Genomic DNA, 26,999 nt, shown 5'->3' on the forward strand with positions numbered 1-26,999 from the left:
ACCTCCAAGGCTTGCCGCGGGCACGTCTGGCGGCTTGTCCGGCGCGGCGCGATTTGGTAACCGGTGTCATGGACGCCGCCCATATCAGCCCCCGCGCGATCCGCTGCCATCGGGCGGACGGCGTGGGCATCGCGCTCGCCGAGCTTGTGGCCGGAGAGGTGATTGTGCTGGGTGAGGCCCGGGTGGCCTTGCGCGATGCCATCCCGCGAGGCCACAAGTTCGCCCTGCACCCCCACGCGCCTGGCGATGTGGTGCGCCGCTATGGCGAGGCGATCGGCCGCGCGACGGCGGCGATTGCGCCGGGGAATCATGTCCACACCCACAACCTCGCCACCGCATTGTCGGGCGAGCGGCGCTATGTGGGCGGCGGCGCGCATGACGCCGGGCTCACGGCTGCCCCCCTGAGAACATGGCGCGGCTACCTTCGCGCCGACGGGCGCTATGCCACCCGTAACGAAATCTGGCTGCTGCCCACGGTCGGCTGCGTCGCGCCGCTTGCCGAAATCGCCGCGCGCGAGGCTGGCTTGCGCCATGCGGGGCGGATCGACGCCATCGCCGGCTTCGGCCACCCCCACGGCTGCTCGCAACTGGGCGATGACCTTGCCGGCACCCGCGCGGCACTGGCGGCGCTGTGCGACAATCCCAATGCGGGCGGGGTGGTGCTGATCGGGCTCGGGTGCGAGAGCAACCAGCTCGATGCCCTGATCGCCTGCGTCCCCGAAAGGAGCCGCGCCAAGCTGCGCGTGCTGCGCGCGCAAGATGCGGGCGACGAGCTGGCCGACGTGCTAGCGCTGGTCGACGATCTGGTCGACGATCTGGCACCCTTGCAGCGCGTGGAGGCCCCCGCTGCGGCGCTGACCGTGGGCCTCAAATGCGGGGGATCGGACGCCTTCTCGGGCGTCACCGCCAACCCGCTGCTCGGTCGCTTTTCCGAAAGGCTGGCCGCGAGCGGCGGGCGGGTGATCCTGACCGAGATCCCCGAGATTTTCGGGGCAGAGGACGCGCTCCTCGCCCGCGCGGTCTCTCCGCAAGTGTTTGAAGCGGCGGGCGCGCTCATCAACCGCTTCAAGCGGCATTATCTCGATCACGGCCTGCCGGTCTCCGAAAACCCCTCGCCCGGCAATATCGCTGGCGGGATTACCACGCTCGAGGAAAAGTCGATGGGGGCGGTGCAGAAGGCGGGCGCGGTGCCGCTGGTCGATGTGATCGACTATGGCGAGAGCGTCAGCCGCTCCGGCCTGACGCTGCTGGAAGCGCCGGGGAACGACGCGGTGTCCTCCACGGCGCTTGCGGCGGCGGGGGTGGGGTTGCTCGTCTTCACCACCGGGCGCGGCACGCCGCTCGGCTTCCCGGTGCCGACGGTGAAGGTCGCCTCCAATTCTGCCTTGGCCGAGGCCAAGCCGGGGTGGATCGATTTCGACGCGGGCGCGGCTCTGGGGGGTGATGCGGACGCCGTGCTCGAAGCCTTCTCCGACCGCCTGCTCGCCATCGCCAGCGGCGAGGCCACCGCCGCCGAACGCAGCGGCCAGCGCGTCATCTCGCTGTGGAAGCGGGGCGTGACGCTCTAGACTTCCTCGACCCGCGCGAGTGTCGGCGCAAGCAGGTGGATCATGCCGACCGCGAGGAAATAGACCACCGTGCAGGCCGCGAAGATGACTGTGTAATTGCCCCCCGTCGCATCGAGGATCGCGCCCACGCTCGCGGCCATGATCATGCCGCCCACGCCTCCCGCAAAGCCGCCGAGCCCGATCACCGATCCGACCGCGCGCTTGGGGAACATGTCGGGCGGGAGCGACAGCAGGTTCGAGGAGAACGACTGGTGCCCCGCCAGCGCCAGCCCGATCAGGCCGACCGCGAGCCACATGTTGTCGAGGCTCGTCACCGCCAGCAGCGGCAGCACGCAGGCGCCCGAGGCGAGCATCGTCACCTTGCGCGCGAAGCTGCACGAATGGCCCTTCTGCAGCAGACGCGAGGATAGCCAGCCCCCGGCGATGCTGCCGGCATCGGACAGCAGATACATGATGATCATCGGCAGCAGCACCAGCTTCAAGTCGACGCCGTAGGTGCTGTCGAAATATTTGGGCAGCCAGAACAGCATCAGGAACCAAACCGGATCGGTCAGGAACTTGGCGCTGGCATAGGCCCAGGTCGAACGGTGGCGCGCGATCCGGCCCCAGCCGAGCTGCGCGACGGCCTCGGGCGGGTCGTGCTCGATCCACGCGAGTTCCGCCTCGCTCACCCGCCCGCTTTCGCGAGGGGCACTGTAGAGCCACCACCACAGGCCGAGCAGAACCACGCCGAACAGGCCGGTGACGATGAAGGTCTCGCGCCAGCCGAGGCCGAGCACCCCCATGAACAGCGCCAGCGTGGGGGCGGTCAGGATCACGCCGATCGTGGTTGCGGAGTTGACCCAGCCGATGGCATAGGCGCGCTCCTTCTGCGGGAACCACTCGCTGCTCGAGCGGACCACGGCGGGGAAGTGCCCCGCCTCGCCCACGCCCAGCACCATGCGCGCGGCCATGAAGCCGGTGACCGCGCTGGCAAAGCCGTGCGCGACGTGGCCCAATGTCCAGACGGTGATGGCGATGGCATAGCCGATTTTCGGACCGAGCCGGTCGATCAGGGTGCCCATCAGCAGAAAGCCGCTGGCATAGGCGGCCTGGAAGGCGAGCACGATATTGCCGTAGTCGCTCTCCCTCCACCCGAGCTCGCGGCCGAGATCGGGGGCGAGCAGGCCGAGCATCGTGCGGTCGATGTAATTGACCGTGGTGGCGGCGAACAACAGCGCGACGATTGACCAGCGATAGCGCCCGGTCTTGGCCGGAATGGCGGCGGCGTCTGTCATGCTCGGGTCTCCCATACCGTCATTCGCGCGAAAGCACCCATCAGGCCAGCCCCTTTGCGCGCGCCCATGCGAGCCATGTCTCGGGCCAGGCGGCGACCGGCTTTCCGGCGGCGCGGCTGATGCCGAAGCCGTGGCCGCCCGCGGCGTAGAGGTGCGTGTCGACCGCGATCCCGCGCGCCTTCAGGCCATCGCGCATCGCCAGCGTGTTGCCGACGGGCACGACATCGTCGTCCTCGGCGTGGAGCAGGAAGCAAGGGGGCGCATCCGCCGGAACATTGCGGTCTGGCGAATGCGCCAGTTCCTGATCGGCGCGAGGAGCGGCACCGAGCAGGCGTTCGCGCGAGCCGGGGTGGGCGAGGGCCGCGTCCATCGCGATCACCGGATAGATTAGCGCTGCCGCGTCGGGGCGGGCGGAGAGGCGGTCGGCATCGTCATGCGGGGCATAGGTGGCCCGCGCAAAGCCCGTCGTGAGGCTCGCGGCGACATGGCTGCCGGCCGAGAAGCCCATGACGCTCACCCGCGCCGGGTCGATACCCTGCGCGGCGGCGTTGCGGCGGATCAGCCGCATTGCGCGCTGCGCGTCGGCGAGCGGGGTGTCGGGGCCGCTCACCCAGCCCTGATGCGGGAGGCGGTAGAACAGGACGAAGGCGTTGACGCCGCGTTCCGCCAGCCAGTGGCCCATCTCGAAGCCCTCCTTGTCGATCACGACATGGCGATAGCCGCCGCCCGGCGCGATCAGCACCGCCGCGCCATTCGGGTTCGCGGGACGGAACACTGCCATGCGCGGCGCGGCGACGGATTGCATGATCCGGTCGGGCCTTGCGGGATCGGCGGAGCGTTCGACGATCTGCTCGTCGGGCAGGGGCGCGGGCGCGCCGGGAGGCGTGCCGGGCCACAGGGTTATCCAATCGGAGGGCCCGGGCAGCGGATCGCCAGCCGGCCGGGCGAGCACGGGGCCTGCCGCTGCCAGCCCGAGGCCTGTGATGGCGGTGCGACGATCGATCAAGGGCCTATCCCGGCAAGCACGGCACATGACAAGCGGCGCGGGCACGGCCATCCCGGCCGCGCCCGCGCCGCGACACGGGTCACAGCGTGAACCGCACGCCGACCAGCACCGTGCGGCCGGTGCGGTTGAAGGTCACGGGCCGGTCACCCGCGCTGTCGACGAATTGCGGGCGGATCTCGTCGGTGAGGTTGATCCCCTCCAGCGTCACGCGGATGTTGTCGGTGATGGCATAGCTCATCGCAGCATCGACGTTGAAGGTCGAACGCGTGCCTTCGATGTCGTTGCCGTTCTGCCCCGGCACGCGGGTCAGGAAGTCGCTGCGATAGGCGCCCGAGATGCGCGCGCTGAACTTGCTGTCCTCGTAGTAGAGCGTGGTGTTGAACCCGGTCTTGGACAGGCCGGTCAGCTGGTCGCGCAAGGGCGCGGCGAGCGTGCCGTAATTCACCTCGGAATCGAGCAGCGTCAGGTTGCCGAGGAAGCCGAAGTTCTTGAGCACGCCGGGCAGGAAGGTGAAGGGCTGCTGGTACTGGAGCTCGATGCCCTTGAGGCTGCCGCCCTCGCCGTTGATGTTGCGGGTGACGATAAAGATGTCGTCGGGGCTCGAGGGCGAGCCGGCCAGCAGGCTCTCGGGCAGGCCGAGATCGCGGAACGGCACCGAGGCGGTCTCGCGCGTGACGAAGGTCTTGATGTCCTTGTAGAACACCGCGACCGACAGCAGCGCTTCGGGGGCGAAATACCACTCGATCCCGAAATCGACCGAATTGGCGCGGAACGGATCGAGCTGCGGGTTGCCGAAGCTCAGGGTGGTGTTGAACGGGTTGAAGGTGCCGCCCGGGGTCAGGCTCGCGAGCGTCGGGCGCGCCATCTGCCGCGCGACATTGGCGCGCAGCAAAAGCTTGTCGGTCGGCTCGAGCACCACCGAGAGCGAGGGCAGCCAGTCGTTGTAGGCATTGTCGACCGAGACCGTGGTGCCGCTCAGGATGCCGGTCGAACTGACCTCGGTGCGCACGTAGCGCACGCCTGCCACCGCGCGCAGGCCCCACGAGCCGAGCGTGGTGTCGAGCGAGCCCTGGAGGAAGCCGGCGTAGTCGTTCTCGGTCACCTCGTTGACGGCACCGTTCTGGAGGACCAGCGGGAAGTTGCCGGTGTAGAGCCCGACCTGTGCCGCGATCGCGTCGATATCGGGCACCACCCAGGTCCGGTCGTTGCCCGAAGCCCCGGGCGCACCCGAGGTCAAATTGGCAAGGCTGGAGTTGTTGGCAGTGAGCAGGAAGGGCTGCACCACCGTGGTCGCGGTCAGCACGCGGTCGCGGCGCGATTCGGTCGAGGAGAAGCCGAACTGCTTGTACGACGCGCCCGCCTGCACGCTGATCGTGTCGCTCGCCGTCCAGTCACCCGCAAGCGCCACGGTCTTGAACTCGTTGAGCGTCGATTGCGGCCGGTCGCGCACCTCGTTGACGAGGAAGTTGGCCGGATTGGTGACATCGATGTTGTAATCGATCACCGGCGAATTGGGGCGACCGGTGAAGTCGATGCTGTAGCCATCGACATTGAGCGCATCGGCAATGATCGTGGTCTGGCGGGTGATGCGGAAATCGGATTCCGATAGGCCGCCGTTGAGCCGCACCTTGAAGCTGTCGGAGAACTCGTGCTCGATATCGAGCGTCGCCTGCTTGAACACGGTCTCGAGATCGTCGAGCCGGTTCTCGATCCGCACGTCGACATCGTCGAAGGTGCCGCGCACCAGATTGCGGGTGGCGGGATCGACCTCGAGCGAGACGACGTCGGTCTGGCGGATGCCGTCGGCGGTGTTGCGGCTGAAACTGATCGCCTCGAGGAATTCCTCGCGGCGGGTGCCGGCAAAGCGCGAATAGAGCAGGTCAAGGCTGATCGTGGTCCGCTCGGTCGGGGCGAACTGGATCGAGCCGGTGATGCCGAGCCGGTCCTGATCGCTGGTCAGCACGCCGTAACGCGGGATGCGCGGGAAGAAGGCGGTGGCGGCGGCGGGGAAGGCGGCCTCGTTCTGGAAGGCGTTGCGCTGGGTGAAGCTTTGCGCGGCGCCCGCGGCGGGGGCGGGGTTGCCCACCCAGCGCACGGTGCTGAAGCCTTCCTCGACGATGTCGCGCGGGGTCCAGGCGACCGAGAGCAGCACGCCGAAGGTCTCGGCCTCGTTGGCATAGCTGGCGAGCGCGGCGATGCGCGGGTTCACCTGCCGCGAGGCGTCATTGTAGAGCGCCTGCCCCGATCCGGCGAGCGTCAGCCCCGCGCCGTAATCGAGCGGGCGCGCGGTCGCCAGATCGACCACCGCGCCCAATGAGCCTTCCTCGGTCGAGGGGTTGGGCGACTTCGACACCGTGATCGAGCGGAACAGCTCGGAAGCGAAGGTGTTGAAATCGAACCCGCGCCCGCGGTTGGTGCCGCCCGAGCTGTCGGTCGATCCGGTGGTCGAGAGCGTCTCCATCCCGTTGATGCGCACGCGGGTGAAATCGGGGTTGAGACCGCGAACGGTGATGGTGCGGCCCTCGCCATTGTCGCGGTCGATCGAGACGCCGGGGATGCGCTGGATCGATTCGGCAAGGTTGAGGTCAGGGAAGTCGGCAATGTCTTCGGCAAGGATCACATCGACCGCGTTGACCGCCTGACGCTTCTGGCCGAGCGCGGCATTGAGGCTGGAGCGGAAGCCCTGGACGACGATGCCCTCGGGATCGGTCGTCTCTTCTTCGGGCGTGGTGACGGCGACCTGCGGCTGGCCGGCTGCGGGAGCGCTCTGCGCAAGCGCCGTGCCCGGCGTCACCAGCGCGCCGCCCAGCAGCAGGGCGGACTTGAAACGGAACATCCCGGAAATCTGTGACACGCAGCCTACTCCCTCTGTTTCACCGAGAGAGTGACACCGGTTTCCGCGACAGTCGCAAAGCAACCGGCTGTCCCCCAGACCTCTCCCGCCCCGATTTTGGTAACCGGTGTCATTATGAATTGCCATGCCCCGCCGTTTCTGTCAAGCAGCGCTGCGGAACGAGGGAGAGTGACGGAAATGCGCGGATTTTTCGCCCATCTTGCGGCCTTGCTGCTGCTTGCTGTGTTCTTGCCGCAACAGGCGCTCGCGCATCCGGCGGACCCCACGCAAGGCGGCGCGGGCGGGCGGATCATCCGCGTCACCACGCTCGCCGCCGACGGGCCGGGGAGCTTGCGCGCCGCGATCCGCGCCAAGGGCCCGCGCATCATCGTCTTCGAGGTCGGCGGCGTGATCGACTTGGGTCGCACCGGGATCGACATCAACAACCCGTTCGTCACCATCGCCGGCCAGACCGCACCCGCGCCCGGGATCACGATCATCAAGGGCGGGATCGACATCAAGACCACCGACGTGAAGATCCAGCACATCCGCGTGCTGACCGGTGCCGACGGGCAGGCCAAGATGAGCGGGTGGGAGGCCGATGCGCTCTCCACCGTCCGCGCGGCGCGGGTGGTGATCGAGAACTGCACCTTCCTGTGGGGCATCGACGAGAACATGTCCGCCTCCGGCCCGCGCTTCACCGGCGAGACGGTCGCCGAATGGCGCGCGGGCACCAGCCACGACATCGTCTTCCGCCTCAACCTCGCCGCGGAAGGGCTGGCCTATGCGAGCCACCCCAAGGGAGAGCACTCCAAGGGCTCTCTGGTCCACGACAACGCCACCGGCATCGTCTTCGATCGCAACATCTGGGCCCACAATGTCGAGCGCAGCCCGCTGGTGAAGGGCGGGGCGCAGGTGCTGATGGTCAACAACCTGATCTACAACCCGAAAGCCCGCGCGGTGCATTACAACCTGATGGACCTCGAATGGGCCGGGCGCGCGCCGGTGACGGGGGAGATCACCGCGGTCGGCAATGTGCTGCGCGGCGGGGTCGATACCGATCCGGGCCTGCCCTTCCTGATGCTCGGCGGGGTGGGCGATCTGGCCTTCTACGGGCGCGACAATGTCGCGGTCGACCGGCTGGGCAATCCGCTGCCGATGTTCGGCCGCTACGGCAAGACCCAGGCGAAGCTGATCGAGGCCGAGGCGCCGCTCGCGAGCCTCGAAGGCTATGCCATCCTGCCCGCCGACGAGGTCGAGACCACGCTGCTCGCCACCGCCGGGGCGCGGCCGTGGGACCGCGGAAGCGAGGAGCTCAGGGTGCTGTTCTTCATCGCCGAAGGCCGCGGCGAGGTGATCGACGATGAAAGCGAGGTCGGCGGCTATCCCAAGGTCGAGGCCACGGCCTCGCCCTTTGTCGAGGCCGAGTGGGACCTTGCCACCATGACGCCGAAGTCGGGCACCTATCCCGGCCAGAAACCCGGCGCGCAGGAGCACCTCTCGCCGCGCGACCGCCAGATGCGCACGGGCGGCAAGTGATCCTCCCGGCGCTCGCTGCGCTGCTGCTGGCGGGCGGGGAGGCGGCGCCCCCGCCACCCGCGCGCCCGATGGTGGTGGTGCGCGGCGAGGATGTGCGGCGCGAGGAGCCGCCCCCGCATGGCGCGATCGGCATGAGCACCGCCTGGCGCATCTCCGACGCCGTCCCGCCCCCGCGCGCTATGGAGTTCCGCCGCCGCGTGCTCCACCCGGGCGCGGCGATCGGCGCGCACCCCATCGCCCATGACGAGGTCTACTACGTCCTCTCGGGGCGCGGCGAGGTGGTTTCGGACGGGGTAACCGCCGTGCTCGAACCAGGCATGGCGGCCTATCTGTGGAAGGGCGCGGTGGTGGGCATCCGGCAAGTGGGCACGGAACCGCTCGACCTGATTGTCAGCTATCCGAACTAGGTTCCGGGCTGGATATAGGGCGCGCGGGCGAAGAGCTCGCGCTCCCATCGGCGCGGGTCGCTTTCGACGCGGCTGGCGGTGTCGAAGATCATGGTCTGGCGGCTGGCGAGATCGTAGGCGGGCCAGCCGGGATTGCCGGTGCGGGCGAACCTCACGAAAGCGTCCATCACCGTAGCGCTCATCGCCCCGCGCGCAGGGCTCCAGCCCGCGGTGGTGCCGAAGGCGAGGCCGATGTCGTCGGTGTGCTTGGCGTTCTCGAAATCGAGCTGGTAGACGAAGGTGTTGCCCCGCCCGCCTTTCGCCCGCGCCTCGGCCTCCTCGACCTGCCCACGCCAGCTGCGCGCGGGCGTCATGATGCGGTGGAACAGCGCCTCGGGCGAGGCCTCGGGATAGCGCGCGCGGAACTGCGCCACCACCCAGCGGGGCTCGAGATCGACCCGCATCTCCCGCCCGATCCGCTGCGGGAGATTGTCGAAGGTGAGGCCGCTGAGCGCGCGTCCGTCGGGCGCATAGAAGGCGCGTGTCTCGGCGATGGTGTTGCCGAGCAGCATCGGGATATCGGCCGATTGCTCCGGTGCGTCGGGCCAGAAGGGGTGGCGGTGGAGGTGGCGCATGTCCACCACCGGCCCGAAATAGATCCGCCCGCCCAGCACCGGATCATTGACTGAAAGCGCACCCACCAGAGCCTCAACCGGCGCGGTGGCGGGGTCCTCGCCCAGCGCCGAGAGATAGGCTGCCGCGCGTCTCCCCGCGTTGAGGGGGCCGGAGGCGGTGACCTGCTGGCCGCTCATGGTGATCGCCTTGTGGAACAGCCCGCGCGCGGCCGGCATCGCCATCAGCGTCGCGATCTTCGCGCCCCCGCCCGACTGGCCGAACAGCGTGACATTACCCGGATCGCCCCCGAAGGCGGCAATGCTCCGCTGCACCCATTCGAGCGCGCAGATCAGGTCGAGCTGCCCCACATTCCCGCTGTCGGGAAAGCGCTCCGGCATATAGAGATAGCCCAGTGCGTTCAGCCGGTGGTTGACCGTCACCACCACCACCTTGCCGCGCGCCGCGAGCGCCGAACCGTTGTTGAGGGGATCGGCGACCGAGCCCGCCGAATAGGCCCCGCCGTGGAAATAGACCATCACCGGCAGACCCCGCCTTTCGCCGGCGGGAACCCAGACATTCAGGAAGTGGCAGTCCTCGGACTGCCGGTAGGTGTCCTCTGGTTGCGGGGAGGCAGGGATCGTGCTCCAGCCGCCCGCAGACTGCTCGGCAACCGTCACCGGCTGCGGCGCCTCAAACCTTGCGGCGCGGGCATAGCGGATGGCGGGATAGGACCAGGCATCGCCGCAGGCACGGGCCTCGAAGTTGCCGTCCGGGGCCCTTACCGGGCCGAGGCAAAGCCGGGCGGCGGGCTCATAGGCCAGCACCGGAGAGGCCGCAGCGACACCCGTCGCCGCCCCGCCCGCCAGAACGGCGCGGCGGCTCCACCCCTCAGCGGCGGACATCGCCCGCGCCCGCGCTGAACCCGTCGAGCATCGCGCGGCTGACCGGGCACATGTCGCCCGCGATGGTGTGCTTGAGTGCCGCCAGCGCCAGCCCCCGCTCGGCCATCACCGCGAGGTCACCCCCGCCGAGCCAGCCGTCAAGCACCCCTGCCGCAAAGGCATCGCCGGTGCCGATCCGGTCGACGATCCCGGTGACGTCGATCTCCCCGGTCTGGTGGCTGCCCTCGCGCGAATCCACCCGTGCGGAGATGCGGTGGTGGTCGCTTGTCACCAAGTGGCGCGCGGTCGAGGCGATCAGTTCGAGGTTGGGGAAGGCCGCGAAAGCCGCCTCCGCCGCCTCGCGCCGCCGGTCCTCGCCCTCGCCCGAGAACGGCCGGCCGAGCAGCAGCGCGATGTCGCGGTGGTTGCCGATCAGGATCGTCGCGTCCGCCACCAATTCGCGCAGGATGGTGGCGGGGTCGCTGTCCCAAGCGGCCCAGAGCTGGGCGCGGAAGTTGCCGTCGAAGCAGATCGGCACGCCTGCGCCCCGCGCGGCGGCTTGCGCGGCACGGGCCAGCGCCACGCCCTTGGGGCCGAGTGCGGGTGTGATCCCGCCGCAGTGCAACAGCCGCGCCCCCGCCAGCGCGCCCGCGAAATCCACCTGCTCCGGCGCGGCCTCGGCAAAGGCGCTGCCCACCCGATCATAGGTGATCGCCGAGGGGCGCAGGCCCGATCCGGCCTCGAGGAAATAGAGCCCCATCCGTCCGGCCGCGCGGGCGATGTGCCCGGTCTCCACCCCGCACGCCCGAAGCGCAGCGAGGGCGCGCTCGCCCAGTGGATTATCCGCCACCACGCCTGCAAAGCGCACCGCGTGCCCGAGGCTCGCCAGCGCCGAGGCGACATTGGCCTCGGCCCCGCCGACGACCATCTCGAGGCTGCCGGACTGCACCAGCAGCTGCCGACCGGGCGGCGCAAGGCGCAGCAGGATTTCGCCGAAGCAGGTGACCGTCATCGGGCGAGGTTAACGCGCCAGCCAGCCGCCGTCGACCGCAAGAACATGCCCGGTGACGTAGTCGGACGCGGGCGAGGCGAGGAACACCGCCGCTCCGGCGATGTCTTCCGGCCGGCCCCAGCGCCCGGTGGGAATGCGTTCGAGGATCTGGCGGTTGCGCGTTTCGTCGGCCTGCAGCGCGGCGGTGTTGTTGGTGGCGATATAGCCCGGCGCGATGGCGTTGATCTGCACGCCCCGCAGCGCAAGCTCGTTCGCCATCGCCTTGGTCAGCCCCGCGACGCCCGACTTGGCGGCAGCATAGCTCGGCACGCGGATACCGCCCTGAAAGCTCAGCAGCGAGGCGATGTTGATGATCTTGCCCGCGCCTTGGGCTGCCATCACCCCGGCTGCGGCCTGACTGAGGAAGAACAGGGTCTTCAGATTGGTGTCGACCACCGCGTCCCAATCTTCCTCGGTGAAGTCGGCAAGGTCGTTGCGGCGGATGATCCCGGCATTGTTGACGAGGATATCGAGCCCGCCCAGCGCTGCCACGGCCTCCTCGACCAGACCCTTCACCGGGGCGGTGGACGAAAGATCGGCGCGCAGATCCACCGCCTTGCGGCCCGTGGCGGCGATCAGCGCGAGCGTTTCGTCCGGCGCGCTGCGTCCGGCGAGCGCGACATCCGCCCCCGCCTCGGCCAGCGCGACCGCGATCGCTTGCCCGATCCCGGTATTGGCCCCGGTCACCAGCGCGCGCTTGCCCGCAAGGTCGAACGAGATCGCCATGCTCACAGCGCCTTCAGATAGGCGGCGATGCCTTCATCCTGGCAGTTGGGGTAGAAATATTCGGCGAACCTCTCGCCCGCGATCGCCGCGCGCAGCAGGTCTTGATCGACGGTCTTGAGCACGGTCAGCATGTCGTGGCAGCTCGCCGCCTTGAGGTCTGAGAGCTTGCCGCGGTTGACCGCCATGATCGCCGCGCGCTCCTTGGGATAGCCCGCGCCCGGCTCACCGGTGAACAGCTTGGCGTAGCAATCCTGCAAATTCAGCTCCGCCGCCCAGCCGAAGCCCTTGGCGTAGGGCATCGAGATCGCGTTGCCCGCGTTGATCTGGCTGAACAGGAAGGCGTCGGTCGGGTCGATCACGAGGCCGCAGAACACGCCCGGCATGGCGTTGCAGGCGAGCATCGAGCCCATCCCCGTGCCGCACCCGGTGACCACGAAATCGGCGGCCCTGGAATTGAGCAGGATACCCGCCAGCAGACCGTTCATCACATAGGTGAGCGAGGCCGAATCCTCGGCCGAATACATGCCGTAGTTGAACACCTCATGCCCCATCGGCTCTGCCACATTGGCCAGTGCCTGATGGATGATCGGGTTCTTGGCGGCCTGGCTGTTTTCGGTAATCAGCGCGATCTTCATGTGCTCTCTCCGGGTGCCGGCCCGCTTGAGGAAACCGGTGTCATGATCCGGCATAGCCGCAAAGCCGTGCCGGTTTCAACCGCCGTTTTCACCCCTTGGGCGGGCCGACCGACTGGCGCTGCACCAGCCTTGCGGGGAAACGGAAGGCTTGCGCGGCCTCCTCGCCCGGGGCGATCAGCTTCAATGCGGCAGCGCGGCCCATCTCGCGCACCGGCCAGCCGACGGTGGTGAGCGGGGGCCAGATGTGGGCGGCGACCGGCGAATCGTCGAAGCCGATGATCGAGAGATCCTCGGGGATCTTGAGGTCGCGCTGGCGTGCAGCGTGGAAGGCGCCCGCGGCCATCTCGTCGTTGCTGGCGAAGATCGCGGTCGGGCGCTCGGGAGCGTCGAGCAGCCGGCTCGCCGCCTCCAGCCCCGATTCGAAGCGGTAGGTGCCCTGCGCCCGCGCCTCGGGCGGCACCGGAAGCCCGTGCGCCTCCATCGCCGCCAGAAACCCCTCGCGCCGCTCCAGCGCCGAGCGGAAGCCCTCGGGCCCCTCGATCAGCGCGATCCGGCGGTGGCCGAGGTCGATCAGGTATTTGACCGCCTCCTGCACCATCTCGCGGTCGTTCGAGGCGACGATATGCTCTTCGTCATCGAGCATCGCCGAGCCCAGTCGCACATAGCCGCAGCCCATCTCGAGGCACAATTCGGCCAGCGCATCGTTCTCGGAAATCGGCGGCAGGATCAGCACGCCATAGAGCCGCTGCAATTCCAGAAACCGCCGGATGTCCTCGAGCAGCGTCGGCGAATGGCGGTCGACCGGGCGCACCACCAGCGCGAATTCGGTGTCGCGGATCGCATCGAGCACGCCCTCCTGCACCTTCAGCACGGTCTGGGCGTTGGGGTTGTCGTGCAGCAGCCCGAGCAGGAAATTGCGCCTGAGCGCCAGCGCGCGCGCCTGCGGGTTGGGGACATAGCCGAGCTTGGCGATCACTTCCTCGACCTTGGTGCGCGTGTCTTCGCTCAGCAGCGCGGAACGGTTGATCACGCGGCTGACGGTCTTCTTCGACACGCCCGCGAGGCGGGCCACATCGTTGATCGTTGGCGTCTTGTTCGATTTCGGCATCGGCGGTCGTGACCATCTTTCGCATGAGCCCTGCCCTTCTAGAGGGCATTCGCGCGAATGCAAAAACCGCCCCGGCGGGCGGGCTTGCTGCGCACAAGAAAGCTTTTGACACCGGTTTCCTTTTTCGCCAAGGCTCCGCGTCGTGGAGCGAGAGGACAATACCGAAACCGTGATTTGCGAGGCCCGCGAGATCGCCTCGGCCTTCGTGGCTGCGCGGATGAGCGGGGCGGCGATCGGGCACTATCCGGGCACGCCGCCGCATGATCTGGCGAGCGCCTATGCGATCCAGGACGCGGCGCTTGCCATCTGGGAGCGCGCTGTCGGCGGGTGGAAGGTCGGCCGCATCAACCCGCCGCGCGACGCCGAGCTGGGCGCGGACCGGCTGGTCGGCCCCGCCTTCACCGACGCGATCCTGCCCGCCGATCCCGCGAGGCCCTTCCCGGTGTTCCGCGGCGGTTTTGCCGCCGCCGAGGCCGAATTCATGCTCCGCCTTGCGCCTAAGGAGGGCCCTCTGCCGACGACGCCTGCCGAGGCGATGGCATGGGTCGCCGAGGTGCGCATCGGCATCGAGATCGCCTCCTCGCCCTATGCGCGGATCAATGCCGACGGGCCCTGCGTGACGATTTCCGACCACGGCAACAATGCCGGCCTGCTGCTGGGGCAGGTCGTCCCGCGCGAGATGTGGGACACGCTCGATGCGGTTCAGGCGACCCTCGCGATCGACGGCGCCGAAGTCGGCCGCGCCACCACCGCGACCATGCTCGACGGGCCGTTTGGCGCGGTCGCCTTCCTCCTCGCCAACCTTGCCGGTCGAGGCATTGCGATCCAGCCCGGCTGGTGGGTGTCGAGCGGTGCGATCACCGGGGTGCATGTGGTCGCCCCCGGAAGCTCGGTCGTCGCCGGGTTCGGCGCGCTGGGCTCGGTCGAGGCGACGATCGGCTAGAACTTGTAGGCAAGGCCGAACTGGAATTGCCGCGGCGCGCCCGCGTTTCTCTGCACGAAATCCGCCCCGCCGCCGAACTGGATCTGGTTCGAGGTCGTCGCCGCATTGGCAAAGCCGCTCTGGTTGTTGGCGTTGAAGACATTGAACACGTCCGCGCTCGCCTCGAGCTTGCCGCCCATGACGGGCAGCGCATAGCGCACCCCCAGATCGACCGTCGCCGACCACGGCAGGCGCGCGCTGTTGCGCCGCTCGCCCGGGTAGCGGTCCGAATTGCCGAGGTAGTTCTCGCCGAAGCTGGCGCCGTCGCCGTTCAGATCCTGCGTGCCGAAGATGCGCGCATCGGGGACGAGGTTGACCGGCTGGCCCGACTGGAACAGGCCCGCCGCCGTCAGGGTCAGTCCGTCGAGCGGGTAGAGATAGCCGACCGCCGAGATCACGTGCCGCCGGTCGTTGGCGGAAGGGCCCCACTCGGCGGCGAAGTCGTTGCTGTTCGCGGCGCGGAAGTTGATGTCGTCGGTGTCGTTGCGGAGGCGCGAGAGGGTGTAGCTGAGGCGGAAGGCGTAGTCGTCCTCGCCCCGCAGCTTGATCGCTTGCAGGATCAGCGCGAGATATTCGGCCTCGCCCTCGGTTTCCGAGACCGTGATCTGCCGGGCGCCGCCGGGGAACAGCGCGATCGGGCGCGAGGCGTCGGCGGCCGCTTGGCTGCGCACCAGCCCGAGGCTCTGGGCAAGGGCGAAGCGCGCGGCGTTGTCGGGCAGGGCACGCAGAGTCGCGATGTTGGCGGGCGTGAGGTTTGCGAGGTTGGGCGTGAAGGGCGCGGGCGTGTTGAGGTCGCGCAGCCGCACCAGATTGCGCGAGCGGCTGTAGAGCGCGTCGACCGAGAGGGTGAGGGTGCTGGTCGCGGCATATTGGTAGCCGCCGCTCACCTGCACGCTCCACGGATTGTCGTAGCCGGTCGGACTGAGAATACGCCCCTCGCCGAGCGTCGCGGTGCTGCGCAGCGCCTGCACCTGCGCCGGGGTCGGGCAGGCGGAGACGGTCGCACACGGGGGCGTCACCGTAAGATTGCCGTCGAAGGTGATGTCGCGCAGATCGACGCCCGCCGGAATGCTCCCGCGCGCCTGCAACTGCGCCAGCTGCGAGAGGAAACCCGCCGATGTGGTGTTCCGCTGGAGCGCGTCGGAGATCACGGCGTAGCTCAGCTTGCCCGTGAAGATCCCCGCCCCGAAGCGCACCGAAGAGCGCGCGTCGGGCTGCCAGTTGAGAGCGAAGCGCGGGGCGATGTTGTCGGTGTCGCCGTTCCCCGCGCCCCGCTCGGTCAGCGTGTCGTAGTCCCACCGCACCCCCAGCGTGGCGGTGAGGTTGGGCGAAAGCTCCCATGCGTCCTCGAGATACAGCGCCACCAGCGTCTGCGCGGTGCCGAAGCTCTGCGGGCGCAGTTCGACCGCGTAGTTGGCCACGGCGGGGTTCAGCGCCAGCACGTCCTGCGCGCTGAGCGCCAGGCCGCGCGAGGACAGGCTCGCCAATTGCGCGCTCGTCAGGTCGACCGTGTAATTCCCGTTCGGGTTCCCCCCGCCCAGCAGCGCGAAGTCCGAGGCGATCACGTCCACCCCGGCGCTCACCCGGTGCGCGCCGAGATCGCGGGTGAGGCGGTGGGTGGTCTGCCAGGTCTCCTCCAGACTATCGAAGACATAGCCGGGATTGCCGACCACCGCCGCCGTCAGCCCCGAAGGCCCGCGCACCACCACCTGCGGCCCCGGCGCGCCCGCCGCCTCGCCATAGTCCCAGCGGAAGCGGCTGTATTGGACCGCGCCGTCATAGCTCCACGCGTCCCCGGCATAGCTTGCGGTCGCGGCGATCAGGGTCGAGAAGCGGTCCTGCTTCGATCCGGCCGAGGGGAAGGTCGCGTTGCCCCCACCCAGCGCGCCGCCCGGCCGGTCTATGGTGACGCGGCCCAGATTGCCGCGCAGACCCAGCGTCCAGTCCTCGGTCAGCCGGTGGTCGAGCCGCAGCGAGGCCAGGTGGAATTCGTTGTTGCCGGTGACCGTGTCGACGATCCCCAACTGCGGTGCGTCCACCACCTGCGTGTTGCGGTCGCGGGTATATTCGTAATTGGCATAGAAGAAGGTCGTGTCGCGCTTAAGCGCGCCGCCTGCGGCAAAGCCCGCCTGATAGCGCTCGAAGCTTTCGCCGACGGGGTTGCCCGACAGGTCGCGACGCGGGAAGGGGGACCGGGCGTCGAGCGGCCTGCCGGGGCGAACCAGTGCATAGGCCTCCCCCGTAAAATCGTTGCTGCCCGAGGGGGTGGTATAATTGACTATGCCGTTCGCCGTGCGCCCGTAGGCGGCGGAGTAGGAGTTCGCGAGCACGGTCACCTCGCGGGTGAAGCCCAGCGGCACGGGGAATTTGATCCCGCCGAGGAAGTTCTCGTTATTGTCGAGCCCGTCGATCAGATAGTTGGTATCGAGCCCGTTGGAGCCGTTGATCGAGATCGAGGGCGCTTCGGGGAAGAACCCGGTCGAGGGGACGACATTGGGCAGGCGGATGAGCGCGCCCAGCACGTCGCGGCCCTCGATGGGGAGCGCCACCAGCTGCTCGCGCGCCAATGAGGCGGAGATTTCGGCGTTGGCGGTGTTGAGCCCGGTGATCGCGCGTGCGGCGGTCACGACGATCCCCGCGTCGTCGGCAGGCTGCAACTGGAGGATCACGCTGCGGGTGAAGTTCGAGCGCAGTTCGATCGCCTGCGCTGCAAGCGGTGCGAAGCCGGGGGCGGCGGGAACCGAGACCCGGTAAGCCCCCGCGGTCGTCACCCCGTCCAGCCGCACCGCCCCGCGCGCGTCGGTCACCAGCGTGCGGGCGAGGCCGATGGCGGGGTTCTCGACCAGCACCTCGGCGCCCGCGACCGGAGCGCCCTCGGCATCGACCACGGTGACCTCGATCCCCGCCTGCTGGGCATGAGCGGCCGGGGCGCAGATCATGCTGGCTGCCATCAGGGCAGCGCCCGCCGCGCTGGTGCGAAGCAAACCGGTCATTCCTGTCTATCCCCCGTTCGATCCCTCGGCGCACGGCACGGTGTTGTGCCCTTGGGCCTGCCGGTATTCGTTCCTGGCAGGCCCGAGGTTACAGCGCCGCGCCCCCGACGCTATCGCGATATTGCGGGCGGCTACTCCGCGATGCGCTTGGGCTTCCCGATCGCCGCCGCCGCGATCGCCTTCTTCGAGAAGGGCAGGCGGTGCCAGCGCTTTTCCGCATAGGCCCGCGTCTGGTCATAGGCATGGGGGCTGGCGGGGTTGGTGGACTGGCTGTAGCTCAGGATCGCGTCCGCCACCGGGCCCGTCTCGTCGAAACCGACGATCTGGATGTAGCTCGTCCCGTGGCGCGGGATCAGCTTGCCGCTCGGGGCGCGCTCGGATTCCTGCATGTTGAGGATGCCGAGCCCGCCGGGGCCGCCGTGGATCGGGATCGCCTCGTTCCCGGCCATCGCCACCTGCTCCTCGCCCCAGGGCGCATCGAGCGCGATGCCCTGTTCCTCGGCCGCGGTCACCGCTGCGCCAAGCGCGGCGAGGAGTTTCGCCCCGGTCTCGCCCTCGGTGACGATATCGCGCGGGGTGCCCACCGGATCGGCGGGGTCGAAGGGCACGGCCCACAGCCCCTTGATCTGCGCGGCGGCGGGCCAGAAGGCGCGGAACAGGCGCGCGCCGCGGCTGGTGGTCTCGAACCGCCCGTCCCACTTCGCGAGCACTGCGCAGCCGCGCGCCGCAGCGCCTTCCGCCCCCGCGCACAAAGTCGCGAGTTCGGGCAGCAGCATCTGGGCCGCGAGGCTCTTGTTGGCGAAGGCATGGGCCTCGGCCCGCGCATGGTCGATCTTGCCGCCCGCCACCAGCGCGGCGGTTTCGGTGAAGTTCGAACGGGTCCGAAGGCTCCGCGCCGTCGCATACTTGCCGAGCACCGGCGAGAGCTGGCGATAGGGCATCGCCGGGTTGCTGACCCAGTAGGAATCGTTCGAATTGGTGAGCCAGGTCTTGACCGTCGTCGCCGCCTGATCGCTGGCGGGCATCAGGCCGGGGACGGGGGTGCCGGGGGCGACGTCCCAGTCGCAGGCGGACTTGCTGCCGTCCATCAGGATCGCGAGTTCGGCGAACAGCCCCGAGATCGGCGTCGCGCAGGTCTTGGCCTTCTCGGCCGAGACATTGGGCACCGCGGTCACATCGGCATGGAGCGCATTGCCGAAGCGGTCGGCGGCGATGGTGTTGACCCAGGGGATGCCGAGCGTCTCGCTGACCGCCGCCTGCACCTCGCCCACGGTCTTCGCCTCGCCGATCCGCAGCCAGGTCTCGACCCCGCGCTGGTTGCCGCGATTGGCGTCCTTCAAGGCGAAGGCGCTCGTGGCGCTCCACGTGATCCCGCGACCGGGCACGACGAAAACCGGGCCCCAGCGGGTGGAATAAAGCGTGCGCGAGACGGCGGGCTTTCCGTCGGGCATCGGCACGGTGACGGTCTGGCTCGTCATCGCCTCGCTCTTCCCGTCGACCATGTAGCGGGTGGGGTCAGCCGGATCGAGCGCGAGCTGATACAGCGTGAAGTGCCGCGCCTCGGTTACGGTGTGGGTCCAGGCGACGTCCTTGTTGAAGCCGAGCGTCGGCATCGGGGTGCCGGCGAGGCCGACGCCCATCACCTCGTAGCCGCCGGGGCCCTTGACGTGCATCTGCCAGAAGCGGCTCGGGCCCTTCCACGGAAAGTGCGGATTGCCGATCAGCATCCCGCGCCCGTCGGCGGTGACGTCGCTCCCGAATGCCCAGCCATTGCTGCCGATGCCGAGTTCCTTGGGATCGGGCATGGTGATGGCGACCTTGGGCGCGGGCGTGCCGGGAGGGGCGGCATTGGCGATCGCGGGGGCGAGGTTCAATGAGCTCGCCAGCAGCATCTGCTTTTCATTGAGGCGCAGCATGTCGTCGGTGGTGATCGGGCGCACCCAGCCCTTGCCGCGGCATTCGGCGGGGATGCCGCCCGGCCCGGCGTCCTTGAGGAAGCGGTTGTAGCCCGCGACATAGCCCGCCATCAGATCGCGGGCGCGCGGGGTGAGGGTGGTCTCGGCGCCCTTCCTCAGCGCCGGCAGGTCGATCACCGCGCGGAAGAAGACGTCGGACGAGAGGTTATCGACTTCCTCGAAGCCGAGCACCGCCTTGGCCTCGGGCCCCCAGAAGCGCGAGCGCTCGCCCGCCACCGTGGCGAATTCCTCGGCCAGGAGGCACAAGTTGTCCTCGGCATAGGCATAGGCGACCCCGTAGCCGACGCCGCGCCAATCGCGCGCTTCGATATGGGGGATGCCGTAGGTCGTGCGGGTGATGGTCGCGGCATAACGCGGCTTGGCCAGCGCCTCGCTTGCCGGAGCCAGCACCAGCGCCGCCGCGCTCGCTGCAAGAACCGCAATCCGCCTCATCATCATCCCTCTCCCGTGACCCGTTCCAGCAGGTTTCGGGAAGAGACCTATCGGGCGCTCACGCAAAAGGAAAGAGTGCGCCGGTCAGCCTCTCGGGAAGCGGCTCTCGAGCCAGACCAGCCAGTCCGCCTGCATCGCCGCCATGTCGCGCGGCAGGGTGCCCTTGGGCTCGTCATTGGCGAGCCACTGCTCGATCGTCTCGCCGCGCACGAAGGCCTGCGCGATCCGGCCGAAGACCTTCGGGTCGCCGGTCCGCGCGACCAGATATTGCGAGACCACGGCCGACTGGAGGTAGAAGCGGGCACCCCCTTCGGCAATCTTGCGCGCTTCCTCGCCGGTGATGAGGCGCACGGCGCTCTGCTTTTCCTCGGCCGTGCGCTGTTCGTTGAGCAGCCGCACCTGTGCCGAGGCGGGGTGGACTTCGGTGAGGAAGTTCGGGAGGTCGACCAGCAGGCGGGTATTGGCGTCGGCCTTGGCAGGATCGGCGCGGTAGGTGTCGAAGCGCTGGCGGAACTGGGTGACCCGGTCCTCGAAACTGGACGGGGCCTCCATCAGCACCGCCGCCATCTCGTCGAGCCAGTCCGGGCTCGGGCCGCCATAGTGCTTGTCCTCGCCGAGCGGGGCGTCCGGCCAGTAGCCGATCCGGAACCAGTCGTGGCCGAGCTCGTGCGAGACCGCCGCAAGCTCGATCCGCTGCCGCCGCGCCGGGTCGGTCTGCCGTGCCAGCGCCGTCGCCACCGCAGCGTCGATCTGCTCCTGCGGCTGGCCTGCCATCTGCGCCTCGATCGCGCGGCGCAGCGACAATTCGGTCTGCTCGCGGAACACCTTTTCCGAGAGCCAGGGGAGAACCACCGGGAAGCCGGACTTGCGCAAGGCCTCGATGGTCTCGCGCGGGGTGATCGTGTCGCGCCCCTCGACCACGGCGTAGCGCAGCGGCTCGCTGCCGAAGTGCGTCACGAACCGGTCTGCGCCCGCCTCGGCAAGGCCGAGCAGATGTTCCGCCCGCTCGCGCGAGCCCGCCATGGCCAGCCCGCGCGCGCTTTCGACGCAGACGAGGCCCGGCACAAGGCTAGCCGCCCGGTCGCAGAGCGGCCCGTCGCCCCCCGCTGCCGGCATCATCCCGCCGGTCAGAACCCATGCCGCAGCAAGCACCGGAATTGCGCGTTTCCCCATGAATGACGTCTCCCTGGTCAATATGACTACAGGCGTAATCGCCGACTACATTTGTAGTCAATTGCCGGGGCGGCGTGCGGGAAATTCGGCGCAAGAATGTGAAAGAAAGGGCGCCCCGCCGCATCCGGCGGGGCGCCCTCCTGTGGCAGTCAGCCTGCGATCAGAACGAGGCGGTGATCGAGAACACCACGGTCGCGTCCGAGATCGAGTCGCCGTCGAGCGTCGCGAAGTTCGGGCGGATCAGGTTGGCTTCGGCTTCCGAGATGTCGGTATCGACATAGGCGACCGAGAGCGTCAGGCCCGAGATCGGCACGACGTCCGCGCCCAGCGACCAGTCGAAATAGGTGCCGGTCGGGGCAACGCTGGTGCCGTTGGGGCCGAGGCCGGGGTTGCCGTCCGAATAGCCGATGTGGGCCTTGAGCGTGATCGGCGCGCCTTCGACCGCATAGGTCGCGTCGCCCGCGAGGTAGAGGTTGTCTTCCTTGTCGCCCGGATCGACCGTCGGGCCGACCGGATCCCAGTTGCCGAGCGCCTCCTGCGAGGGCGCATAGGCGACCGTGGCGGTGAGGCCAATGGGGCCGACAGTGCCCGAGAGCTTGGCGTAGAGTTCGGCGAAGTCGGTGTTGCTCGCGCCGCTCGGGTACATGTACCAGGTCAGGCCCGCATCGAGCGTGCCTTCGCCCACCGGCAGCTTGAAGCCGGCGATGAGGTCGAGCTCCATGTTGGCGCCGCCGAAGGTGCCCCAGCCCGCGAGGTTCGAGCCCCAGGCGCCGACATAGAAGCCGCTTTCGTGGCTGATGGTGATGCCGCCCTGCACGGCCATGCCCTCGTCCGACTGCGAGACGCCGCGGAAGCGGTAGTCGGAGGTGAGGGTCGCCGCGCCCGAGATGGTGATCGGGGAGGAGTCTTCTTCCTGGCCCATGGCATCCGCGGTCGCGATCGGGGCGATCGCGGGGGTCAGGGCTGCGGTGTCGGCGACGGTGATTTCGGTTTCGGTGTCAGCGGCCGCGCCGGTGGTTGCCGCAGCAGCCTCGCCAGCGAAGGCGGGAGTGGCAAAGCAAGCGGCGAGTGCGACAGCCGAGGCGGCCGATGCGAAACGAATGGACATAAGGAACGCTCCATAGAGAGGTTTGGATCGTTCCACCTGCGCGCCGTGCAGGACGTTTTTATCCGAAGAATCGGGTTCCCGTCACGTCGCCGTCATATTCCCCTATGCTGCACCTGCGCACAAAGGTTATGTGGCGAAGGCCTTTCGTATTAGGTTGTTGCGTGACTTTCGTGCAACAGTTTGCGGCCATGTCCTAGCGGCGCGGATCGGCGGTGGTCGATACGTCAAGCGACCACCGCCCCCGCGGGGCCGCCTCAGCCTGCCCGCAGGCTCTCCATGTCGATCACGAAGCGATACTTGATGTCGCTTGCCTCCATCCGCTCGTAGGCGGTTGCGATGTCCTGCATCCGGATCACCTCGATATCGGGGAGGATGCCCTTCGCGGCGCAGAAATCGAGCATCTCCTGCGTCTCGGCGAGGCCGCCGATGCCGCTGCCGGTCAGCACCTTGCGGCCCAGCAGCACGCCGGTGTGGATCTCCGGCATCGGCCCGATCAGCCCGACCAGCACCTGCACCCCGTCGATCCGCAGGAGGTGGAGATAGGGCACGACATCGTGGCGCACGGGGATGGTGTTGAGCACCATGTCGAAATAGCCGCGCTTGGCCTTCATCGCGGCCTTGTCCTCGGTGTTGAGGAAGGCGTGCGCACCCAGCTTCTCGGCATCGGCGCGCTTGCTTTCCGAGCGGCTGAGCACGGTCACCTCGGCCCCCATCGCCGCGGCGAGCTTCACCCCCATGTGCCCGAGGCCCCCGAGCCCCGCGACCGCGACCTTGCTGCCGGGGCCGACCTTCCAGGTGCGAAGCGGCGAGTAGGAGGTGATCCCCGCGCACAAGAGCGGAGCGGCCTCGGCCATCGGCATGCCGTCGGGCACTTTCAGCACGAACTCCTCGCGGCACACGATCCGCTCCGAATAGCCGCCGAAGGTCAGCGAGCCGTCGCGCCGGTCCTTGCCGTTGTAGGTGCCGGTGTTGCCGCCATCGAGGCAATATTGCTCGAGGTCGGCCTCGCAATGGGCGCATTCGAGGCAGGAATCGACCATGCAGCCGATCGCGACGCGGTCGCCGACCTTGTGGCGGGTGACGCTCTCGCCGACCGCGGTGACGATGCCGACGATCTCGTGGCCGGGCACGATCGGATAGGTGGTGAAGCCCCAGTCGTTCCTCGCCGAGTGTAGGTCCGAATGGCAGATGCCGCAATGGCTGATCTCGATCAGCACGTCGTCGTGGCGCAAACCCCGGCGGGTGATCTGCATCGGGCCGACCCCGCTGTCGGGCGCGGTCGCGCCATAGGCCTTGGTGGGGTATTCGTTGGGGGCAGTTGCCATGCGCTCTCTCCTCGCAAGTGGCAGGGAAGTGACTTACTTCGGCGGCATCCGGATCGCGCCATCGAGGCGGAACTGGTGGCCGTTGATGTAGCTGTTGCGGGCGATCTCCAGCACCAGCGAGGCGAATTCCTCGGGTTCGCCGAGGCGCTTGGGGAAGGGGACGGACGCGTTCAACTGCGCCCACATCGGCGGATTGCGGTCCTTCATGCCGAGCATCAGCGGCGTCGCGAAGATCCCCGGCATGACCGAGTTCACACGGATGCCGAGGTCCATCAGATCGCGCGCCATCGGCAGGACGAGGCCGTTCACCCCGGCCTTGCAGCTGCCATAGATCACCTGCCCGATCTGCCCGTCCTGCGCGGCGACGCTCGCGGTGAGAATGATGCAGCCGCGTTCGCCGTCGTCATTGACCGGATCGGCGTTCGCCATTCCCAGCGCCGAGATGCTCGCAACGCGGTAGCTGGCGACCAGAATGCCCTCGGCCCCGAAGGCGTAGTCTTCGGTGGAGAGGCGCTTGTATTGGCCGCTTTCCTTGTCCCACCCCAGCGTCTTGCCGCGCCGCGAGGCCATCGCGCAGTGGAGCGTCACGCGCTCCTGCCCGTGCGCGGCGCGCGCGGCGGCGAAGCCTGCTTCCACGCTGGCCTCGTCCATGATGTCGACATGGTGGAAGGTGCCGCCGATCGCGGCCGCATGAGCCTCGCCCGCCTCGTCGTTAATGTCGAAGATCGCGACCTTCAGGCCCGCATCCGCGAAGGCCTGCGCGCTCGCCTTGCCGAGCCCGCTCGCGCCTCCGGTGACGACCACGGCCATGCCCGCCTCGAGTTTCATTGCATCTCTCTCCCTTGATGTGTTTTGCCTCTGGCTAGGCGCTTCGCGCTGGCAGCGCTAGCTGTTCAAATGCACACACCGCCCGTCGCCTTTCTGTCACGAAACCGGACTACCCCCTCCGGACATTGCACCGAGGGGCCTTCCACCATGATCCGACCGTTCCACGGCTTTGCGCTCCTGTCGCTCGGCATTGCGGGGGCGTGTGCCACCGTGCCGCCGATCATGGGCGACCCCGCCGTCACCGTCACCGCCACCGCCGAGACCCCGCCGGTGGGCACCGCGCGCGAGGATGCGGCGGATGATCCGGCGATCTGGCTCAACCCGGCGAACCCGGCGGCGAGCCTTGTCGTGGGCACCGACAAGAAGGGCGGGCTCTATGTCTATGATCTCAAGGGCGCGCAGAAGAGCTTTCTGCCCGCGCCGGGCCTGAACAATGTCGACCTGATTGAGCTGCCCGATGGCCGGGTGCTGGTGGCCGCGAGCGACCGCAGCGACCTTGCCACCGCGTCCATACACCTCTCGCTGCTCGACACCGCCACAGGGACGCTGCGCTTTCTTGGACGCCAGCCGGTCGGGCCCGGCGAGGCCTACGGGATCTGCTTCGGCGCGCTCGCTGCTGACGGGCAAGTCAAGGTCTACACCGCGACCAAGGGCGGCTTGATCTACGAGAACACTTTCGGCCTCGGCGTTCCAGTCGGATCGGTGCGCACCGTCGCCATCGTCCCGACGCAAACCGAGGGCTGCGTCGCCGATCTTCGCACGAACACGCTCTACATCGGCGAGGAGGACGCCGGGATCTGGGCGATCGACATCGCCACCGGGGCCAAGCGCATGGTCGCGCCCGTCGACAACAAGATGCTGGTCGCCGATGTCGAGGGCCTCGCGATCGCGCCGGAAGGCAAGGATGGCGGCTATCTCGTCGCCTCCTCGCAGGGCGACAATGCCTATGCCGTGTTCCGCCTGCCGGGCGTGACCCCGGTGGGCCGCTTCCGCATCGCCCAAGGGGCTTTCGGCAGCACCGAGGAGACCGACGGGATCGAGCTCGACAACGGCGCCTTCGGCGCGGACTTCCCCGGCGGGCTGTTCATCGCGCAGGACGGGCAGAACGCGCCATCTGCGCAGAACTTCAAATTCGCCCGCTGGGACGAAATTCTTGCTGCACTGGGCGAGGGCAAGTAACCCCGCTGGCATGACTCAGCCGATCCTGACGCAAGACCGCCGCCGCTTCCTCGGCGCCACCGCCACCGCCTTTGCCGCGCTTGTCGCGAGCGGCTGCTCGGTGCGGGGCGGGGGCGGGGGGAGCGCGCCCAAGGTGGCGAGCAGCGGGGGCTTTGCCGGATATGGCGCCTTGCAGCCCGATCCGGCGGGGTTCCTCGATCTGCCGCAAGGCTTCTCCTACCGCGTGATCTCGCGCCTCGGCGATGCGATGGACGACGGCGGCACCGTGCCTGACCGTGCCGACGGGATGGGGTGCTTCGACCTCGGAAACGGCGAGATCGCGCTCGTCCGCAACCACGAGCTGCAACCGCGCCACAATGCGGGTGGGCCGATCGCCAAGGGCTATGGCAAGCGCGAGGGCGTGTTCGTCCCCGGCGGCACCACCACCCTCGTGCTCGATGCCAAGACCCTCGCGGTCAAGCGCCAGTTCCGCAGCCTCGGCGGCACGATCCGCAATTGCTCGGGCGGCGTCACCCCATGGGGCAGCTGGCTGACCTGCGAGGAAGCGCCCACCGGACCGGGGCAGCTTTATGGCGAGGGGCTCGAGCAGAACCACGGCTGGGTGTTCGAGGTGCCCGCTTCGGCGAAGGGCCTCGTCGATCCGGTGCCATTGAAGGCGATGGGCCGCTTCAACCACGAGGCCGCGGCGGTCGATCCGGCGACCGGCATCGTCTACCTGACCGAGGACCGCGACGACGGGGTGCTCTACCGTTTCCTGCCCAAGACCCCCGGCAAGCTGGCCGAGGGCGGCCGCTTGCAGGCGATGGTAGTCGAGGGGCTGACCGACACCCGCAACTGGAAGACCGCCACCATGCCGGTGGGCAAGCCGTTCCGCGTCAGCTGGGTCGATCTCGATGACGTGGAGGCCCCCAAGGACGACCTGCGCCAGCGCGCCGCCGCGAAGGGCGCGGCGCTGGTGGCGCGAGGCGAGGGGCTGCACATGGGCGTCAAGCGCGGGCAATCGGAAGTCTTCGCCTGCTGCACCAGCGGCGGCGCGGCCGAGCTCGGGCAGATCCTCAAGCTCACCATCGGCGGCGCGGGCAAGCCCGACATGGTCGAGCTGTTCTTCGAAAGCGAGAGCACCGACCAGTTCAACTTCGGCGACAACCTTACCGTCGCCCCTTCTGGCCACCTGATCGTGTGCGAGGACCAGTATACCGCCGTGGTCGACAACCACATCCGCGGCATCACCCCCGATGGCCGCGCCTACAACCTCGCCAGGCTCCACGCGCAGACCGAGCTGGCGGGCGCGTGCTTCTCGCCCGACGGCAAGGTGCTGTTCGTCAACGCCTATGACCCGACCGCGACGCTGGCGATCACGGGGCCGTGGATCGCCTGA

General features: G+C 68.6%; 20 protein-coding genes. 6 read left to right on the top strand and 14 right to left on the bottom strand.

What is annotated here, in order from left to right; translation table 11 throughout:
• Positions 1-68 precede the first annotated feature (68 nt).
• Entirely contained in the window at positions 69-1,568 is a 1,500-nt protein-coding gene (locus PFX90_RS06095; protein WP_285711489.1) for a UxaA family hydrolase, read from the top strand.
• Here PFX90_RS06095 and PFX90_RS06100 read toward each other — a convergent pair.
• The 3 genes from PFX90_RS06100 to PFX90_RS06110 form a co-directional block, all read right to left on the bottom strand.
• Positions 1,565-2,845, bottom strand: coding sequence for an MFS transporter (locus tag PFX90_RS06100; RefSeq protein ID WP_285711490.1), 1,281 nt, complete (start codon positions 2,843-2,845; stop codon positions 1,565-1,567). The two genes, PFX90_RS06095 and PFX90_RS06100, sit on opposite strands and share 4 nt — an antisense overlap.
• A 40-nt stretch (positions 2,846-2,885) precedes the next feature.
• The gene (locus PFX90_RS06105; RefSeq protein ID WP_285711491.1) at positions 2,886-3,851 is read right to left on the bottom strand and encodes an alpha/beta hydrolase; all 966 of its coding nucleotides are present in this window, start codon (positions 3,849-3,851) and stop codon (positions 2,886-2,888) included.
• Positions 3,852-3,930: 79 nt separating this feature from the next.
• Positions 3,931-6,705, bottom strand: a complete 2,775-nt coding sequence (locus PFX90_RS06110; protein WP_285711492.1) for a TonB-dependent receptor — start codon at positions 6,703-6,705, stop codon at positions 3,931-3,933.
• Positions 6,706-6,882: 177 nt separating this feature from the next.
• On the opposite strand from PFX90_RS06110, the gene PFX90_RS06115 reads away from it, so the two are divergent.
• Entirely contained in the window at positions 6,883-8,223 is a 1,341-nt protein-coding gene (locus PFX90_RS06115; protein WP_285711493.1) for a pectate lyase family protein, read from the top strand.
• Positions 8,224-8,291: 68 nt separating this feature from the next.
• Entirely contained in the window at positions 8,292-8,630 is a 339-nt protein-coding gene (locus PFX90_RS06120) for a cupin domain-containing protein (RefSeq protein ID WP_285712044.1), read from the top strand.
• On the opposite strand, the gene PFX90_RS06125 is transcribed toward PFX90_RS06120, so the two are convergent.
• The 5 genes from PFX90_RS06125 to PFX90_RS06145 all read right to left on the bottom strand — a co-directional run bounded on the left by PFX90_RS06125 (position 8,627) and on the right by PFX90_RS06145 (position 13,625).
• Positions 8,627-10,126 carry a carboxylesterase/lipase family protein gene (locus PFX90_RS06125; RefSeq protein WP_285711494.1) on the bottom strand — a complete coding sequence of 500 codons (1,500 nt, stop codon included), beginning with the start codon at positions 10,124-10,126 and terminating at the stop codon, positions 8,627-8,629. The genes PFX90_RS06120 and PFX90_RS06125 overlap by 4 nt on opposite strands.
• Positions 10,113-11,117: a sugar kinase gene (locus PFX90_RS06130; RefSeq protein ID WP_285711495.1), complete on the bottom strand. Its 1,005-nt coding sequence runs from the start codon at positions 11,115-11,117 to the stop codon at positions 10,113-10,115. The genes PFX90_RS06125 and PFX90_RS06130 overlap by 14 nt, the downstream gene beginning before the upstream one ends.
• Before the next feature lie 9 nt (positions 11,118-11,126).
• On the bottom strand, positions 11,127-11,882 hold the full coding sequence (kduD, locus tag PFX90_RS06135) for a 2-dehydro-3-deoxy-D-gluconate 5-dehydrogenase KduD (protein WP_285711496.1): 756 nt from the start codon (positions 11,880-11,882) through the stop codon (positions 11,127-11,129).
• A gap of 2 nt (positions 11,883-11,884) precedes the next feature.
• A complete protein-coding gene (locus PFX90_RS06140; RefSeq protein WP_285711497.1) occupies positions 11,885-12,517 on the bottom strand; it encodes an RpiB/LacA/LacB family sugar-phosphate isomerase in 633 nt (210 codons plus the stop codon).
• Positions 12,518-12,605: 88 nt separating this feature from the next.
• Positions 12,606-13,625 carry a LacI family DNA-binding transcriptional regulator gene (locus PFX90_RS06145; RefSeq protein WP_285711498.1) on the bottom strand — a complete coding sequence of 340 codons (1,020 nt, stop codon included), beginning with the start codon at positions 13,623-13,625 and terminating at the stop codon, positions 12,606-12,608.
• A gap of 142 nt (positions 13,626-13,767) precedes the next feature.
• Here PFX90_RS06145 and PFX90_RS06150 point away from each other — a divergent pair, with 142 nt between their 5' ends.
• Complete coding sequence (locus PFX90_RS06150) at positions 13,768-14,568, top strand: 2-keto-4-pentenoate hydratase (protein WP_285711499.1); 801 nt, start codon at positions 13,768-13,770, stop codon at positions 14,566-14,568.
• Here the strand turns inward: PFX90_RS06150 and PFX90_RS06155 are convergent.
• The 6 genes from PFX90_RS06155 to PFX90_RS06180 all read right to left on the bottom strand — a co-directional run bounded on the left by PFX90_RS06155 (position 14,565) and on the right by PFX90_RS06180 (position 24,442).
• Entirely contained in the window at positions 14,565-17,600 is a 3,036-nt protein-coding gene (locus PFX90_RS06155) for a TonB-dependent receptor (protein WP_285711500.1), read from the bottom strand. The genes PFX90_RS06150 and PFX90_RS06155 overlap by 4 nt on opposite strands.
• Before the next feature lie 131 nt (positions 17,601-17,731).
• Positions 17,732-20,011, bottom strand: a complete 2,280-nt coding sequence (locus PFX90_RS06160) for a penicillin acylase family protein (protein WP_285711501.1) — start codon at positions 20,009-20,011, stop codon at positions 17,732-17,734.
• Between the two features lie 81 nt (positions 20,012-20,092).
• Complete coding sequence (locus PFX90_RS06165; protein WP_285711502.1) at positions 20,093-21,181, bottom strand: hypothetical protein; 1,089 nt, start codon at positions 21,179-21,181, stop codon at positions 20,093-20,095.
• 160 nt (positions 21,182-21,341) lie between these two features.
• Positions 21,342-22,289: a TorF family putative porin gene (locus tag PFX90_RS06170; protein ID WP_285711503.1), complete on the bottom strand. Its 948-nt coding sequence runs from the start codon at positions 22,287-22,289 to the stop codon at positions 21,342-21,344.
• A gap of 254 nt (positions 22,290-22,543) precedes the next feature.
• Positions 22,544-23,614, bottom strand: coding sequence for an NAD(P)-dependent alcohol dehydrogenase (locus PFX90_RS06175; protein ID WP_285711504.1), 1,071 nt, complete (start codon positions 23,612-23,614; stop codon positions 22,544-22,546).
• A 33-nt stretch (positions 23,615-23,647) separates the two neighbouring features.
• Complete coding sequence (locus PFX90_RS06180) at positions 23,648-24,442, bottom strand: SDR family oxidoreductase (protein WP_285711505.1); 795 nt, start codon at positions 24,440-24,442, stop codon at positions 23,648-23,650.
• Between the two features lie 147 nt (positions 24,443-24,589).
• Here PFX90_RS06180 and PFX90_RS06185 point away from each other — a divergent pair, with 147 nt between their 5' ends.
• Both PFX90_RS06185 and PFX90_RS06190 read left to right on the top strand, forming a co-directional pair.
• Positions 24,590-25,621: a phytase gene (locus PFX90_RS06185; protein ID WP_285711506.1), complete on the top strand. Its 1,032-nt coding sequence runs from the start codon at positions 24,590-24,592 to the stop codon at positions 25,619-25,621.
• Positions 25,622-25,631: 10 nt separating this feature from the next.
• Entirely contained in the window at positions 25,632-26,999 is a 1,368-nt protein-coding gene (locus PFX90_RS06190; RefSeq protein ID WP_285711507.1) for an alkaline phosphatase PhoX, read from the top strand.

It is taken from the genome of Erythrobacter oryzae (assembly GCF_030271515.1).
In the GTDB taxonomy this organism is placed as follows: domain Bacteria; phylum Pseudomonadota; class Alphaproteobacteria; order Sphingomonadales; family Sphingomonadaceae; genus Erythrobacter; species Erythrobacter oryzae.